This window comes from Kitasatospora sp. NPDC059577, assembly GCF_042735475.1.
GTDB lineage: Bacteria > Actinomycetota > Actinomycetes > Streptomycetales > Streptomycetaceae > Kitasatospora.
This window is the reverse complement of the sequence record NZ_JBHWBZ010000070.1, coordinates 18,047-33,343: the sequence shown is the minus strand read 5'-3', so window position 1 is coordinate 33,343 and position 15,297 is coordinate 18,047. Positions and strand designations below refer to the sequence as shown.

At 72.8% G+C, this 15,297-nt stretch carries 16 protein-coding genes; 4 read left to right on the top strand and 12 right to left on the bottom strand.

Annotation, left to right across the window (positions count from 1 at the left end):
• Nucleotides 1–284 precede the first annotated feature (284 nt).
• The 6 genes from ACFV0O_RS35850 to sigJ form a co-directional block, all read right to left on the bottom strand.
• Nucleotides 285–1,655 (bottom strand): oxygenase MpaB family protein, encoded by a 1,371-nt coding sequence (locus tag ACFV0O_RS35850; RefSeq protein WP_380348213.1) that lies wholly within the window; start codon nt 1,653–1,655, stop codon nt 285–287.
• Nucleotides 1,639–2,214, bottom strand: coding sequence for a Uma2 family endonuclease (locus tag ACFV0O_RS35845; RefSeq protein ID WP_380348211.1), 576 nt, complete (start codon nt 2,212–2,214; stop codon nt 1,639–1,641). Before ACFV0O_RS35845 ends, ACFV0O_RS35850 begins: the two co-directional genes overlap by 17 nt.
• 211 nt (nt 2,215–2,425) lie before the next feature.
• Nucleotides 2,426–3,376: an LAETG motif-containing sortase-dependent surface protein gene (locus ACFV0O_RS35840; protein ID WP_380348209.1), complete on the bottom strand. Its 951-nt coding sequence runs from the start codon at nt 3,374–3,376 to the stop codon at nt 2,426–2,428.
• A 258-nt stretch (nt 3,377–3,634) separates the two neighbouring features.
• Entirely contained in the window at nt 3,635–5,146 is a 1,512-nt protein-coding gene (locus ACFV0O_RS35835; RefSeq protein WP_380348207.1) for a sensor histidine kinase, read from the bottom strand.
• Nucleotides 5,147–5,161: 15 nt separating this feature from the next.
• Nucleotides 5,162–5,950 carry a response regulator transcription factor gene (locus ACFV0O_RS35830; protein ID WP_380348205.1) on the bottom strand — a complete coding sequence of 263 codons (789 nt, stop codon included), beginning with the start codon at nt 5,948–5,950 and terminating at the stop codon, nt 5,162–5,164.
• Between the two features lie 218 nt (nt 5,951–6,168).
• Nucleotides 6,169–7,077 (bottom strand): RNA polymerase sigma factor SigJ, encoded by a 909-nt coding sequence (sigJ, locus tag ACFV0O_RS35825; protein ID WP_380348227.1) that lies wholly within the window; start codon nt 7,075–7,077, stop codon nt 6,169–6,171.
• Between the two features lie 201 nt (nt 7,078–7,278).
• Between sigJ and ACFV0O_RS35820 the strand changes: the two genes are divergently transcribed.
• The gene (locus tag ACFV0O_RS35820) at nt 7,279–8,412 is read left to right on the top strand and encodes a nuclear transport factor 2 family protein (RefSeq protein ID WP_380348203.1); all 1,134 of its coding nucleotides are present in this window, start codon (nt 7,279–7,281) and stop codon (nt 8,410–8,412) included.
• Nucleotides 8,413–8,488: 76 nt separating this feature from the next.
• Here ACFV0O_RS35820 and aspS read toward each other — a convergent pair whose 3' ends face one another.
• On the bottom strand, nt 8,489–9,796 hold the full coding sequence (aspS, locus tag ACFV0O_RS35815; protein WP_380348201.1) for an aspartate--tRNA(Asn) ligase: 1,308 nt from the start codon (nt 9,794–9,796) through the stop codon (nt 8,489–8,491).
• Between the two features lie 141 nt (nt 9,797–9,937).
• A complete protein-coding gene (locus ACFV0O_RS35810) occupies nt 9,938–10,684 on the bottom strand; it encodes a TetR/AcrR family transcriptional regulator (protein WP_380348199.1) in 747 nt (248 codons plus the stop codon).
• A 109-nt stretch (nt 10,685–10,793) separates the two neighbouring features.
• Between ACFV0O_RS35810 and ACFV0O_RS35805 the strand changes: the two genes are divergently transcribed.
• Nucleotides 10,794–11,465 (top strand): DUF4386 domain-containing protein, encoded by a 672-nt coding sequence (locus ACFV0O_RS35805; RefSeq protein ID WP_380348198.1) that lies wholly within the window; start codon nt 10,794–10,796, stop codon nt 11,463–11,465.
• 14 nt (nt 11,466–11,479) lie between these two features.
• Here the strand turns inward: ACFV0O_RS35805 and ACFV0O_RS35800 are convergent, their stop codons facing one another.
• The 3 genes from ACFV0O_RS35800 to ACFV0O_RS35790 all read right to left on the bottom strand — a co-directional run bounded on the left by ACFV0O_RS35800 (nt 11,480) and on the right by ACFV0O_RS35790 (nt 13,544).
• Nucleotides 11,480–11,839 (bottom strand): YciI family protein, encoded by a 360-nt coding sequence (locus ACFV0O_RS35800; protein ID WP_380348196.1) that lies wholly within the window; start codon nt 11,837–11,839, stop codon nt 11,480–11,482.
• Between the two features lie 132 nt (nt 11,840–11,971).
• Nucleotides 11,972–12,916 carry a methyltransferase domain-containing protein gene (locus ACFV0O_RS35795; protein WP_380348194.1) on the bottom strand — a complete coding sequence of 315 codons (945 nt, stop codon included), beginning with the start codon at nt 12,914–12,916 and terminating at the stop codon, nt 11,972–11,974.
• Nucleotides 12,917–13,151: 235 nt separating this feature from the next.
• The gene (locus tag ACFV0O_RS35790; RefSeq protein WP_380348192.1) at nt 13,152–13,544 is read right to left on the bottom strand and encodes a hypothetical protein; all 393 of its coding nucleotides are present in this window, start codon (nt 13,542–13,544) and stop codon (nt 13,152–13,154) included.
• A 245-nt stretch (nt 13,545–13,789) separates the two neighbouring features.
• On the opposite strand from ACFV0O_RS35790, the gene ACFV0O_RS35785 reads away from it, so the two are divergent.
• Nucleotides 13,790–14,377, top strand: coding sequence for a hypothetical protein (locus ACFV0O_RS35785; protein ID WP_380348190.1), 588 nt, complete (start codon nt 13,790–13,792; stop codon nt 14,375–14,377).
• Between the two features lie 4 nt (nt 14,378–14,381).
• Nucleotides 14,382–14,948 (top strand): DUF6529 family protein, encoded by a 567-nt coding sequence (locus ACFV0O_RS35780; protein ID WP_380348188.1) that lies wholly within the window; start codon nt 14,382–14,384, stop codon nt 14,946–14,948.
• A gap of 45 nt (nt 14,949–14,993) precedes the next feature.
• Here ACFV0O_RS35780 and ACFV0O_RS35775 read toward each other — a convergent pair whose 3' ends face one another.
• Nucleotides 14,994–15,194, bottom strand: coding sequence for a DUF397 domain-containing protein (locus tag ACFV0O_RS35775; RefSeq protein WP_380348186.1), 201 nt, complete (start codon nt 15,192–15,194; stop codon nt 14,994–14,996).
• Nucleotides 15,195–15,297 lie beyond the last annotated feature (103 nt).

Here is a 15,297-nt window from a genome sequence, read left to right as displayed (position 1 = left end):
TTGTGAACGTGAACACGTTCACAAGCATCAGTATCCACCATCCTTACGGGGGAATTGCAGGTGGGGTGGGGTTGACAGCCCTGTGGGGTGCGTCACGGTGCGGTCACGGTGTGCGGTGCGGTGCGCACAGTCTGCGGACCGGGCCGGTGGCGGGGCAACGAACGAGCGGGCGGATGCCGGCGGGTTCTTGGCCGAACCGGCGCTTGACAGGCCGACGCCCCGCTCGCGACGGCGAACGGGGCGTGCTACGGCCCGGGCGGGCAGGCGGGCGAGAGGGGTGCCGGTCAGGCGCGGCCGAGGAGCTGGGTGCCCGAGGTCGAGTCGGCGCGGGCGGTGAAGAACTCGGTGAAGCCGTGCAGGAACTCCTCCCGGGTGATCCGCCCGTCCCCGTCCGTGTCCAACTGGCGGAAACCGTGCGACAGCTCGGCCGGGTGCACCCGCGGACCGCCGAACACCGCCTGGTACTCGTCGAACTCCAGGAAACCGCTGCCGTCGGTGTCGGCCGCCGTGAACACCGCCCGCAGTGCGGGCAGCAGCCCCTGCTCCAGGTACGTCCCGTCGCGGTCCAGGCCGGCCGCGGTCGCGGCCACGAACTCCTCCCGGCTGACCTTGCCGTCACCGTTGGCGTCCATCGCCGCCCGCAGCTGGTCCCACCAGCCCTCGAAGGCCTCGTGGACCCGCGCCTCGCCGGCCTCGTCCAGCTCCAGCTGCCAGCACACGTTGTGCGCCATCGCCCGCAGGTCGTGCACGGTGACGAAGCCGTCGCCGGTCTGGTCCAGCACCTCCCGGAAGAACCGGTCCAGCCGCGACCCGCGAGGGTCGCGCTGCGGGCGGTAGCGGCGGGGCGGCCCCTGCTCGGCCGGGGAGCGGTAGCGCATCCGGTCCGGGAGGAGGCGCACCAGCGCCCCCGCACCCCGGTGCAGCACGACGGACAACAGCTCCGCCCGCCTGGTGGGGACCATCCCGAAGCGCTCCCGCACCACCGGCGGCAGGTCCGCCACCGTCAGCTCGGTGATCACCCGGGCCACCAGGCGCCGCAGCACCCGCCACCCGGCGTCGCCGAGGAACCACAGCCGCCGCGGCCGGGGCGCCTCCCGCAGCAGGTCGCCCATCAGGTAGCGGGCCGCGTCGGTGAACTCCAGCTTCTCCCGGGCGTACCGGGCGAAGTAGGCCGGCAGGTCCTTCGCCGTGGCGGGCAACTCCCCCTCGGGCAGGTCGAAAGCCGCGACCGCGCCCTTGAACTCCGCGTACGCCTCCTCCGACTGCCCGGCGTCGTAAGGGTCCCCGCCGAGTCGGCGTATGGCGACCACGCACTCGAAGAGCGTCAGCAGCACCCACGCCCTGGTCGCGGCGTCCCGGGCGTCGTACGCCCGCCCGTCCGGCGCCGTCCCCCGGATCCGCTTGTGCGCCCGGTCCAGCCGGGCGACCTCACGCCGCAGCGTCTCCGCATCCTGGTAGAACAGCCGCCGCCCGCTGCCGAGGGTGTGCTCGATCCGCCGCCACGGGTGCGCCCGGTACGTCGAGTGCTCCGACATCCCGGCCCCCACCACCGGATCCGCCGCCTGCAGCACCAGCAGCCGCCAGGCGACCAGGGCGACCCGCCACTCCGACAGGTCCCGCTTGAACGACACCTCGCGCTCAGCCACGGAGCTCACCGGTGATCTCCGGGCCGATCACGAAGCCCTTGGCGGGGCCCTCCGGGATCACGGCCTCCTTGCCGTAGGGGACGCGGGTCGAAGAGGCGTAGTCACGGCGCTCGGAATCCGGGCGGGTCAGAACGGTCACGGTGCCACCATGGTCGTAGTCGTCGATGATCACGTACACGGGAATCCCCGCCGAGGCGTAGGTGCGTTGCTTGATGCCGTGCTCACGGCTGACGTGGCAGTCGGGCCACACGATCTCGCCGACCAGGGGGATCCCACTGGCGAACAGCCCCACGCCGTCCGGGTGTTCGATCCCGGTGCCACTCGGGGCCAGGGCGATGTCGGGCATCATCGCTTTCGTCCCGGCGATGAGGTACCGGCCCCGCGTCGGCTCGTGCCCGGCCCCGCCCAGGTGGTCCTTCAACGCGCTTCGGAGTCTCCGGCCCACCCCGGCACGGCGGGCGCCACCGATGACCGAGATGGTGATGCAGTCCTCGTCGATCTCGGCGCGCGCGTGCTTCGGGACGGTGATGGCCTGCCAGGCCTCCCAGAGCCGCTGATCAGAATCCACGATGGTCTCCCGGTCGCCGAGTGAGCTCCTGGACCATCGCACACGACCGGGGGGCCACCCGGGTGAACGGGTTCCGGTTCACCCGATCGGGGCGTTTCGGGCCGGGAACGCCACGACCGCAGGACGGGCCGGGGCCTGTCCTGCGGTCGCGGGTGCGGTGCGGTGCGGTCGGTGCGCGGCCTCCTCCCGAGCGGACGCGGACCGGGGTGGGTCAGCGGGTCGCGCGGGCGGCCGGCTTGCGGCGGGAGACGTAGAGGGCGGCGGCGCCGAGGCTGACGGCGAGGCCGGAGCCCAGCGCCAAGTACGGGGTGGCCGGGCCGGAGCCGGTCTCGGCGAGCTCGGTGGTCGAGCCCGTGGTGGTGGCCGCCTGCGAGGTGGCCGGAGTGACGGCGGTGGTCGAGGTGACGGCGGTGGTCGACCGGTCCGACGTGGCGGTGGTGGTCGAGGCCTCGGTGGTGTCCGAGGCCGGGGTGACGGTGGTCGGCTGCCCGGCGGGCTTGTCCACCGGCTGCTGGACCGGCTGCTCGACGGGCTTCTCGACCGGCTGCTCGACCGGCTTCTCCACCGGCTTCTCGGCGTCCGCCTTCGCGTCGGCGAGCGCCTTGTCGGCGGCGGCCTTGGCGGCGGCCGCCTTCTCGGTGGCGTCCTGCGCGGCGATGACCTTGCGGAGTTCGGCGATCCGGTCGTCGTCGATCGCCCGGCCGGCCGCGTCGACGGCCGCCTTGGCCTCGGTCTCGGCGGTGTGGGAGGCGTTGGCGGCGTCGAACGCCTTCAGCATCGCCTCCCTGGCCTTCTCCAGGTCCTCCTCCTTGGCCTTGCCGTACGCGGCGGCGGCTTCCCCGGCCGCCTTGTCGAGGGCCTCCCTGGTCGCGGTGGCCTTCGCGGCGGCGGCCTTGGCCGCCTCGAACGCGGCACGGAGGTCCGCCGGGGCGGTCCAGGCGTCGAACTTGGCCTTGAGGTCGGCCTCGTGGGCCTTCGCGGCCTCGTAGGCCTTGGCCGCGTCGGCGGCGGCCTGCTCCAGCTCGGCGATCGAGGCGTTCTCGCTCCGGGTCTGCGACGCCGAGGCCGTCGTCGCGAAGGCCGGTGCGGCGGAGAACGCGGCTGCGGGCACGATCACGGAGGCGAGGACGGCGGCCGAGACCAGCGAACGGCGGAGTTTCACAATGACCCCTTTCGGGTCGGAAAGAAAGCAAAGGCCTTGGTCCGTAACGGTGGTGACGGCCAGGCAGTGCCGATCATAGGCAGACGCTTTCTTTACGCTCCATGCCGGATTCCGGCAATGTCCGGGCGCTCGACTTTCCTGGTTGACGGGATCATTGACGAGTCGACAAAGGGCGCGCAAAGTCCCGTCGACGAGGTGACCCGCCCTGCGGAAGGGCGGCCCGCCGCCGGGCGGGCCCGCTGTCAGGAAGGCCCGCTGTCAGGAAGGCCGGTCGCCGTCGTGGGGCAGTTCGACCCGGAAGGTCGCGCCTTCGCCCGGCGCGGTTTCCAAGCTGAGGGTCCCGCCGTGCGCGCGGGTGAGGGCGGTGGCGATGGCGAGGCCGAGTCCGGCGCCGCCGCCGTTGTCCCGGCTGCGTGAGGCGTCGACCCGGAAGAAGCGGTCGAAGACCCGTCGGGCCTGCTCCTCGGTGAGGCCCGGCCCGGCGTCGGCGACCTCCAGCAGGCAGGTGCCGTCGGCGCGGGCGCCCACGCCGATCCGGACCGGGGTGCCGGCCGGGGTGTGCTTGACCGCGTTGCCGACCAGGTTGGTCACCACCTGCCGCAGCCGGGCCTCGTCGCCGACGACGGGCGCCGCGCCGGGCGCGCCCGTGCCGGAGGGGCCGGTGAGCGCGACCGGGCGGCTGGGGTCGAGCGCGGTGAGGTCGTGCAGGGCGTCGGCGGCGAGGGTGCGCAGGTCCATCGGGGCGAGGTCGAGCGGGCGTTCCTCGTCCAGCCTGGCGAGCACCAGCAGGTCCTCGACCAGGGCGCCCATCCGGTCGGCCTCGCTCTCGATCCGGGTCATGGTGCGCTTGACGTCCGCGTCGGTGGGCAGCGCGCCCATCCGGTACAGCTCGGCGAAGCCGCGGATCCCGGCCAGCGGGGTGCGCAGTTCGTGCGAGGCGTCCGCGACGAAGCTGCGCATCCGGGCCTCGGACTCGGCACGCGCCTCGAAGGCGGCCTCGATCTGGGTGAGCATGCCGTTGAGCGCGACGGCCAGCCGTCCGACCTCGGTGCCGGGGGAGAATTCGGGCATCCGGTGCGACAGCTCGCCGGCCGCGATCCGCTCGGCGCCCGCCTCGATCCGCCGCAGCGGCCGCAGGCCGGCCCGCACCGCGAAGAAGCCGAGTGCGGCGATCAGCACCAGGACGGCGCCGCCGATGGCCAGGAAGGAGGTGCTGAGCTTGCCGAGGGTGTCGTCGATGTCCTCGCGGGAGACGGCGACCATGACGTAGGTCGGGGTGACCGCGGGTGAGGCGAAGGTGCTGGGGTTGACGGTCTGTCCGCGGGGCGTCTGGAGCGGCAGCACCAGGACCCGCCAGCGGTGCTGGCCGCGCTGGTCGGGCAGGTCGAAGGGGACGTCGGGGGCGGTCCGGGTCGGGTCCAGCCCGGCCAGCTGGGGTGCCGGGTCGCTGTCGGAGACGGGCTGGCGCATGACCGTCTGGACCTTGCCGTCCGAGGACAGGAACTGCACCAGGTACTGGCTGGGCAGGCTGACCCGGCGCCCGGTGAGGCCGGGCCGGCCGGGGGCCGGCGAGGTGGCCTGCGCCGGAGGCTTGCGGGACAGCGGAAGCCCGTAGCGCTGGAGCTGCTCGTCGAGCTGCTCGACCAGCTGGGACCGGACGGTACCGAGGACGAAGGTGTCGCTGACCGCGAGCCCGGTGGTGACCAGGACGAGCGCGAGCACCAGCAGCCGGGCGCGCAGCGACAGCCGTGAGGAGAAACGGGCGAACACGGGCGTCGGTACCGGTCAGCCCTGCGGGGGGCGGCGCAGTGCGTAGCCGATGCCGCGCACGGTGTGGATCAGCTTGGGGCCGTGGGCGGGGCCGGAGTCGAGCTTGCGGCGCAGGTAGGAGATGTACGACTCGACGATGGAGAGGTCGCCGCCGAAGTCGTAGGCCCAGACGTGGTCGAGGATCTGCGCCTTGGAGACCACCCGGCCGACGTTGGCCATCAGGTAGTGCAGCAGCTTGAACTCGGTCGGGGAGAGCGAGACCGGGGTGCCGGCGCGGGTGACCTCGTGGGCGACGGGGTCGAGGCTGAGGTCGGCGACGAGCAGCCGGCCGTCCTCGGCCGGGCCGCCGGCCCGGCGCAGGATGGCGCGGATCCGGGCGATCAGCTCTTCGAGGCTGAACGGCTTGGTGACGTAGTCGTCCGCGCCCGCGGCGAGGCCCTGGACCTTGTCGCCGACGCCGTCCTTGGCGGTGAGGAAGAGCACCGGCAGGTGGTCGCCGGGGTGTCCGTGCGCGGGCCCGGCTATCTGGCCGCGGCTGGTGCGCTCGCGCAGCTTCTCGACGACGGTGAAGCCGTCGAGGTCGGGGAGCATCACGTCGAGCACGACGAGGTCGGGGCGTTCGACGGCGATGAGGTCGAGCGCCTCGGTGCCGCTGGCGGCGGAGGCGACCCGGAAGCCGGAGAAGCGCAGCGAGGCCGCGAGCAGCTCGCGGATGTTGGGTTCGTCGTCCACGACGAGCAGGAACGCCTCGCCCTGGCCTCCGGCCACCGTGGAGCCGCCTGGTGTGGTGACAGTGCCTTGCACGGGGCTTTCGCCTCCCGGTCGGACGATGACGTTCAGCATGAGGCTAGCCCCCGGAGGCTACGCGGCATGGATGAATGTTGGATTAACACCTTATCGGTCGGTTTTACGCCGACAAGCCCATAGAGGGGCGCTCGGTGGTGTGCGCACGGGCGTGCACACGACCAGTGCGCTCCCGCGCAACAGTGCCCGCCCCCACCCCTCCACCGGTATGACCCAGGTCACTCCCGCACGGACGGGCCTCCGCCCACCGGGTGCGGGTCCGTCCACGGGCGGAGCTTATCCGGATTGCGCACCGCCCAGACGTGCGTGATCAGGCCCCCGACGACCCGGAACGCGAGCACGGTGACGGTGACCCCGCCCTGCTGGGCGACCAGCCCGGGCCGGCCGTTGACGGTGCGCTCCAGCAGCGTCGTGGCCGGCGCGACACGGGCGATCTCCAGGTAGGCGCGGGCGATCGGCCCGTTCCCCGAGAGCGGCTGCGGCAGCGCACCGACCAGACCGCCGCTGTCCGCGACCACGGTGGCGTCCGGGTCGAGCACGCCCATCAGCGACTTCAGGTCCCTCGCCTCCCAGGCCCGCTTGAACTCCCGCACCACGGCCGCCTGCGCGCCCGTCGGCGCCACCGGGGCCTGCGCGGCGCGGACCCGGCGGCGGGCGGAGGAGGCCAGCTGCCGGCAGGCCGCCGGCGACCGGCCGACGATCGCGGCCACCTCCGCGAACGGGTAGCGGAAGACGTCGTGCAGGATGAAGGCGACGCGCTCGGCCGGCGTCATCGCCTCCAGGACGACCAGGAACGCCATGTCGACCGACTCGTCCAGGGTGACCCGGTCCGCCGGATCCGCCGCCGCGGCCGTCGCGGACGACGTCCACTCCCGGTGCTCGGGCAGCGGCTCGGGGATCCACTCGCCCACGTAGCGCTCCCGCCGCACCCGGGCCGAGCCCAGCAGGTTGAGGCAGATCCGGCTGGCGACCGTGGTCAGCCAGCCGCCGGGCGAGCCGATCGCCTCCCGCTCCCGCCGGGGCATCGCGTACCAGCGGGCGTAGGTCTCCTGCACCACGTCCTCGGCGTCGGCCAGCGAGCCGAGCAGCCGGTACGCGAGACCGGTCAGCCGGCGCCGCTCGCCCATGATCGCGCCCGGGCCCGGATCGGGCCGCCCGGTCGCGGTGTCGTCGTCCGTTCCCTCGTCCCGCACCGATCCCCACCCCTTCGTCTCGTCGGTCCCCTCACTGCTTCGACAGCACAGCACACCGGAACGTGACGTCCGGCCCCCGCCTCACATTCCGGCGCGCCGTCCGGTCGTACCGGACAGAGGGAAACGGAGGACCCGATGAACGACTTCCAGGCGACCGCCGACCGCGTCGAGATCCAGGCTCTGCAGGGCGAGTTCACCGACGCCGTGATGATGCGCGACCGCGCCCGCCTCGCGCGGCTGTTCACCGCGGACGGCGTGCTGCGGATGCCGAACGTGCCGATCGAGCTGGTCGGCCCCGAACAGATCCGCCTCGGCGGCGAGAAACTCCAGGAGCAGTGGGACTTCTTCGTCCAGACCACCCACCCGGGCGCGATCGAGATCGACGGCGACACCGCCACCGGCCGCGCCTACCTGCATGAACTCGCCCGCCTCAGGAGCGGCTTCCAGGGGCTCAACTACGCTGTCTACCACGACCGTTACCAACGGACGCCGGACGGCTGGCGGTTCACCGAGCGGGTCTACGAGGTGCGCTACCTCGACACCACCCCGCTGGCGGGCTCGGCACCGGGCTCCACCGGGCCGCACGCGGCTGCTCCGACCCGGCGCAGCACGGCGCCGGCCCCGGACAGCACCGCGCCGGCCCAGCACGCCACCGCGCCGGCCCCGTACACCGAACCGGCCCCGGCCGAGCGCCTGGAGCGGGCGGCCGCCGCCCTGCGCGCCAACGGTTTCGCCGTCGAGGTCCTGGACGACGCCGCCGCCGCGCGCGCCCGGGTCGCGGAGCTGCTCCCGGCGGACGCCACCGTCCTCACCGCGGCGAGCGAGACCCTCCGGCTGTCCGGAATCGACGAGGACGTCAACGGCACGGACCGCTACCGGGCCGTCAGGCGGCTCGCGTCGGCCATGGACCGGGCCGCCGAGGCGGACGGAATCCGCCGCATCATCGCCACCCCGGACGTCGTCGTCGGCAGCGTCGCCGCCGTCACCGAGACCGGCGCCCTCGTCGCCGCCTCCGCCGGCGGCAGCCAGCTGACCGCGTACGTCGGCGGCGCCGGCCGGGCGGTCTGGGTCGTCGGCGCGCAGAAGGTGGTCCTCGACCTGCCCACCGCCCTGCGCCGCGTGCAGGACCACGCGCTCCCGCTGGAGTCCGCCCGGGCCGAGACCGCCTACGGGCAGCCGAGCGCCGGCAACCAGCTGCTGGTGCTCAACGCCCCGGCACGCATGACGCCAGGGACGGTCCTGCTGCTGCGCGAGGCCATCGGCTACTGAGGGACGCCTTCGGCACCGGAAGTCGGCTCGGCCGACTTCCGGTGCCGAACCCGTCCTGCGCCGAACCCGTCCACGCCTACGGCTCCAGGCGGTGCGGCCCCCGGAACAGGAACGTCGCCTCGCGGATCGACGGCAGGCCGAGGGCGAGCATCAGCAGCCGGCCCAGCCCCAGCCCGAAGCCGCCGTGCGGCGGGGTCCCGTAACGGAAGCAGTCCAGGTAGCCGGAGAGCGGCCCCGTGTCCATGCCCTTCTCGCGGGCCTGTGCCACCAGCCGGTCGTACCGGTGCTCGCGCTGGGCGCCGGTGGTGATCTCGACGCCCTTCCACAGCAGGTCGAAGGACTCGGTGACGGTCGGGTCGTCCTCCGGCCGCAGGTGGTAGAACGGCCGCACCGAGGCCGGGAATCGGGTGACGAAGACGAACTCGTGCCCGGTCTCCTCCGCGACCAGGGCGCACAGCGTCCGCTCGCCCTCCGGGTCGAGGTCGTCCTTCACCCCCTCCGGGTCCCAGCCCGTCGCCCGCAGCCGCGCCAGGGCGTCGGCCATCGTGATCCGGGGGAACGGCAGCTCGGGGACGACCACCGGCGTGCCGAAATGCTCGGCGATCGCCCCGCCGTGGCGCTCGGCCACGGCAGCGAGGGCGCGGTGCAGCAGCCGCTCCTCGAAGGCCATCACGTCCTCGACCCCGTCGATCCAGGCGATCTCGGCGTCGACGCCGGTGAACTCGGTGGCGTGCCGGGCGGTGAAGGACGGCTCGGCCCGGAACACCGGCCCGATCTCGAAGACCCTGTCGATGCCGCCGGCGATCGCCATCTGCTTGTAGAACTGCGGCGACTGGGCGAGGTAGGCGGTCCGGCCGAAGTAGCCGACCTCGAACACCTCGGCGCCGGACTCGGAGGCCGTCCCCATCAGCTTCGGCGTGTGCAGCTCGGTGTACCCCTCCTCTGCGGTCACCTCGCGCATCGCCCGCTCGACGGTCGTCTGGACGTCGAAGACCAGGTGCTGGGCGGGACGCCGGATGTCGAGGAACCGCCAGTCCAGGCGCTGGTCGATGCCGGTCCTCTCGTCGATCGGCAGCTTCGGCTCGGCGGGCGAGACGATCTCCACCCGGGACGGGACGATCTCCAGACCGCCCAGCTTGACCTGCGGGTTCGCCACCACCCTGCCGGTGATCTTCACCGCCGACTCGACCGTCACCTGCTCGAAGGCCGCCTCGATGACGTCGCCCTCCCCGCCGCGCGGGTGGGTGACCTGGACGAGGCCGGTGTGGTCGCGGACCAGGACGAACTGCAGGCGCCGCTGCAGCCGCAGCGTGTTCACCCAGCCGTAGACGGTGACCGTCCCGCCGATGCGTGCGGGGAGGTCTGCGACAAGGGTGCGCGTCATGGCGGCAACTCCCTGGGTTGCGGGCGCGTTGGTCGCGCCGAACGACGAGCGGTAAACGGCCGCCCGGGGGACGTGCCCACCCTAGGCGGTCGAGCTACCGACGGTCGCCCGGTTTTCACCCGGCCCGCTCGCCCGGCCCGCTCACCCGCCGTCGGAGCTCCAGCCGCACTCGTGGAGTCGGGCGAAGCCGTCGAGGAGCAGGTCGAGGGCGAACTCGAACTCGAACTGGTCGTCGCAGCCGCCACCGACGACCGACGCACCGTCGTGGGCCCGGGCCGTGGCGATCTCGGCGATGTGCGGGTACCTGGCCGCCATCGCCCGCAGCGCGGCCGCCTGCTCGCCTTGATCGCCCCGTCCGGCGGGATCGGCAGGACCGGCGGGATCGGCGGGATCGGCGGGATCGGCGGCCGGGGAAGCCGGGAACAGCTCCTGGGTGAAGCCCCAGACGCGGCTGCCCAGCGCGTGCATCGCGTGGTGGGTGAGGTCGACGGACAGGCCGCCCCTGCGGAACGTGCCGATGACGGAGTCCAGGTAGTCCAGCACGGCGGGCGTGGGGGTGCCGCGGGACTCGATGGCGCGCAGGGCCCACGGGTGCCGCAGCAGCGCCCGCCGGGCGGACAGGACGCGGTCACGGACCGCTCCGCGCCAGTCGGGGCCGTCGGCCGGCGCGTCGATCTCGCCGACGACGAGCTCGACCATGCCGTCGAACAGCTGCTCCTTGTTGGCCACGTGCTTGTAGAGGGCCATCGGCACGACGCCCAGCTCCTGGGCGAGGCCGCGCATGCTCAACGCCTCGATCCCGGACTGGTCGGCGCGCGCGACGGCGGCGCGCAGCACGCGGTCGCGGTTGAGCGGCTTCCGGCGCTCGGTGTCTGCCTGTTGAGCCATGGTCCTCACCGATCTCCTTGACAGGTGTACGGGGTACACCCTAGCGTCGGACAGGCAGGTGTACGGCGTACACCTCCCCTGTTCCGCCCCCTCGCCGAAGGAGCCCCCCATGGCCTCACCGAGAACCCTCGCGACAGCGGCGGGCACGTGCTTCCTCGCCACCCACGTCACCTCGATCGGCGGGCTCGTCCTGTACGGACCGGCCCTGAAGGCCGCCGACTACGTGGTCGGCGCCGGACCGGACACCCGGCTGCTCCTGGGCGCCCTGTTCGAGGTACTCCTCACCATCGGCATCATCGGCACCGCGTTCACGCTGTACCCCGTCGCCCGGCGGCACGGCGAAGGCCTCGCCGCCGGGTACCTCGGCCTCCGCACCCTGGAAGCCGCCGTCATCGCCGTCGGCATCGTCAGCCTGCTGGCCGTCGTGACGCTTCGCCAACACCCGCCGCAGGGAGCGGACAACGCCTCACTCCTCACCGTGGGCCGGGCCCTGGTCGCCGTCCACGACTGGACGTTCCTGCTCGGCCCCAACTTCGTCTGCGGAGCCAACACGGCGGTGCTCGCGCTCCTGCTGTACCGCGCACGGCTGGTACCGCGCTTCATCGCCGTCCTGGGGCTCGCCGGGGGCGCACTGATCTTCGCCTCCGCGATCGCCGTCCTGTTCGGCGTCTACCAGCAGGTCTCCGGGTTCGGGATGCTCGCCGCCGTACCGGTGTTCGCCTGGGAACTGTGCCTGGCCGTCCGGCTGATCACCAGGGGATTCGACCCGGCCGCCGCCTGACCGGGGTCGTGGCGTCAGCCCATGCCGAAGTGGTCGTGGACCGGCCGCACTTCGACCGCCACGACGTGGAAGTCCAGGACGCGCGCGGCGATCTCCCGCGCCCGTTCGGGGGTCGCACAGTCGATCACGTAGTAGGCGGTGAGGTGCTCCGCCGCCTCCGCGAACGGCCCGTCCGTCGCGGTCGTGCGGCCCCCGTTCCACCGGAGGGTCGTCGTGTCCGCCGGAAAGGCCAGACCCGCTCCGTTCAGCATCTCCCCCGAGCCCTCCAGGTCCCGGTGCAACGCCTCGTGCCGGCCGAACACGTCGGCTCGCTGTTCGTCGGTCATCGCGGCCGTCGCCGCCGGATCCGCGTACATCAGCACCATGTACTTCATGGCCCGATCCTCGCACCGGATCCCGCCGCACCGGCTCGACGCACCGCCCCGACGAGTTCGACCACAACCGACCGTTCGGCGAGCACCTGGTCCGGGGTGGGCCGCTGTGGTGGGTGGTCCGCAGGGGTGGGGTCAGAGGTCCCAGCTGAGCGTGGTGCCGTCCGGGGCCGCGTAGGTCACGTGTTGGACCTCCGGGCCGGCGTCGAGGGTGAACCACTCGCGGCGGGGGCGGTTGTGGGTGAGCCAGCTCTTGTGGGCGGCGTCGAGGTCCGGCAGTTCCCGGGAGGTTCCGAGGAGGTGCAGACCGGCCCAGAACGCGAAGGCCGGGTCGTCGAGGACGCGGGGGTCGGACTCCACGGCCGGGCGCCCCGGCCCGGACGCGACCGGGCGGGGGAGGAAGCGGCCGACCGCACGCCCGTCCGCCAGCTTGGTCAGCCTGGCTACCGCGCCGGCGACCGGGGCGACGACGAGGCCTCCCGGGGCGCACTGGTCGAGCCAGGCCCGGGGGATGCGCCGGACCTCTCCGGTGGCGATGATCCGGTCGTACGGCGCCCCGGCCGGGTGCCCGTCGGCGCCGTCGGCCTGGACGACGGTGGGCGCGAAGCCGGCTTCGCCGAGGCGGGTGCGGGCGGCGGTCACCAGGCGCTCGGCGCCGTCGATGCTGGTGACGGTCGCGGCGCCGGCGAGGTGGCAGAGCAGGGCCGTGGTGTGGCCGGTGCCGGTGCCGATCTCCAGCACCCGGTCGCCGGGCCGGACGTCCAGTGCGTCGAGCATGTCGGCCGTCAGGCCCGGCAGAGCGGCGGTCGATGTCGCGACCCCGCCGCGGAACCCCCCGGGGGCGGCGTCCTCGGCGTGGACGCCGTCGACTTCGGTGACCAGCGCCCGGTTCGCGTACACCTCCCGCAGCCAGGAGTCGTCCGCGAAGTCGTCGGCGCGCCAGGGGAGCCGGAGGCCGCTCTCCTCGCGGTAGAACACCGGGACGAAGGGGTGGCGCGGCACTTCGAGGAATGCCTCGACCACCCGGGCCGACAGGCCTGCGGATTCCTGCTGGAGTTCCGACGCCAAGTCGGCTTTCATGCAAAGAAGTTGGTCGACATTGTGAAAGTCGTTCGCCATGCCCGGTCGTCCCTTTCCCTGGTCGGTCGCAGACGTCGGGGCATACCGGTCCCCTTCTTGACGAAACGTCAAGGACCGTCCAGTCGTCCCGCTTCCCCCGCGACCGGCGCCCCCGATGCTCCCGAAGGTGTGAACACATGGTCAAGACTTGTGAATCGGGGAAGTGGGAAATTCGAGGGGCGGCGCACGGGCCGTTTCAGCTCTCCGGGAAGACGGCTCGCAGAGCGGAGCCGCGGGTGAGGACGGCGACCGCCACCAGGGCGAGGGCGGAGAGCCCCTGGAGGACGGCGTACCAGGGCGGGCACAGGCCGGGGACCAGATCGACGCCGATAACGGCGATCGGCATGATCGTGGAGAGCGTGCGGACCCGGTCGAAGGCCTGGGCGGACCCCTCCGCCGCCCGGGTGACCATCCGGTGGATCAGCGGGGCGGCCGCGAGGAGGATGCCGCCGCGGATCCACATGAACGCGGTCGTCCCGTGGCCGGTGGACGCCATCACGGCGACCGTGCCGAGAACGACGGCGCTGACGGCGCCGTAGAGCGCGACGCACTTCTTGACCGTGCCGAAGATCTCCTGGCTGGTGACCATGGTCCTGCTCCTCCGTGTCGTGGTGGAAACGACGCTAGGGAGCACGGGGCCGCCCGGGTACCGGTCCAGCCGTACACCCGGGTGGGGCTGGACCCACCCTCGGCCCCGGCGGCGGCGTGGCACCGTCGGCCATCAGGGTTAACGGCGGGCCCGCGTTGCCCGCCCCCTGGCGTGCCGAGCGGAGCGACGCGCCCGTTCAGGCTGAAGTGGCGACACCCGTTCCCACCTGTGTCGGAGAGAAGACCATGAGGAATACCCGCTCGCTGACCACCGCGGCCGCCACCGCCGCCGCCCTGGCCATCCTGGTGTGCGGCGGCTGCTCCAGCAGCAAGAGCACGACGTCCACGGCGACCACGGCACCGGCGACCACGGCACCGGCGACCGCCACGGCGACCGCCACGGGCAGCCCGACGGCCGCACCGACCTCGGCGGAGAGCGCGAGCCCGTCCGCCGCGATCAGCGGTACGGCCGCCACGATCTCGTCGACCACCGTCGGCAAGTACCAGAACTTCCTGGTCGACGCCCGCGGCAAGTCGCTCTACCTGTTCGAGGCCGACACCTCGTCCGCCTCGACCTGCTACGACGCCTGCGCCACCGCCTGGCCGCCCGCCCTGACCACCGGCGCCCCCACCGCCACCAACGGCGTCGACCAGGCCAAGCTCTCCACCAGCACCCGCAAGGACGGCACGACCCAGATCGTCTACAACGGCCACCCGCTCTACTACTTCGAGGGCGACACGGCCCAGGGCGACACCAACGGCGAGGAGTCCAGCGCCTTCGGGGCCACCTGGTACCTGATCAACACCGCGGGTAACAAGATCGAGGGCAGCTGAGCGGATGAACGGCGTCGAACGGCCGTCCCGCCCCCGGCGGGCCCCCGGCCTCCTGTGGGCGCTCCTGCCGGTGGCGGTGACGGCCGGCCTGTACTGGTACGGCCGGGCGCACACCCCGGACTACACCAGCAGCCTCTTCGGCCGCCGCTACGACGACGCCAACCAGCTCAAGGCCCAGCTCGGCACCGCCCTGCTGGGCCTCGCGCTGATCCAGCTCCTGCTGGCGCTCTGGATGTACGGGCGGCTGCCCGGGCTGTCGGCCGCGCCCCGCTCGGTCCGGACCGGACACCGACTGGTCGGCCTGGGGGCGTTCCTGCTCTCCCTGCCGATCGCCTACCACTGCATCACGGCGTACGGGGTGCAGCTGACGACCGCCCGGGTAGCCCTGCACTCGATCGCCGGGTGCTTCCTCTACGGCGCGTTCGTCGCCAAGGTCATCGTGGTCCGCCACCGCCGGCTGCCCGGCTGGGCCCTGCCCACGGCGGGCGGCGCCCTGGTCGTCCTGATCGGCGTGCTCTGGTACAGCGCGGCACTGTGGCGCCTCAACGGCTACCAGGTGCCCGGCCTGTGAGCGGGTGGCGGCCCCTTGCGAAGGAGCGAGGGGCCGCCACAGTCGTTAGCTGCCTGCGGTGAGGTGGTCGAACTCGCCGGCCTTCGCACCCTGGAGGAAGGCCGCGAACTTGGCCGCGCTGGTACGGACGATGACGTCACCCTCATCGGACTCACGGAGTTCGATCACCCCGTCAACGGTCCGCACCTCTACACATTCGGAGTTCGCCGCCGAGTAACTTGACTTCTGCCAGGTGGAGTTAGGCATATTTGCCACGGCCCGTCAGTAGGAGTTGAAGGTGGAGTGAAGCGCCACCTCATCTTCCGGCGGCCCCTTGCAGTGAAGCAAGGGGCCGCCGGACCGACAGTGA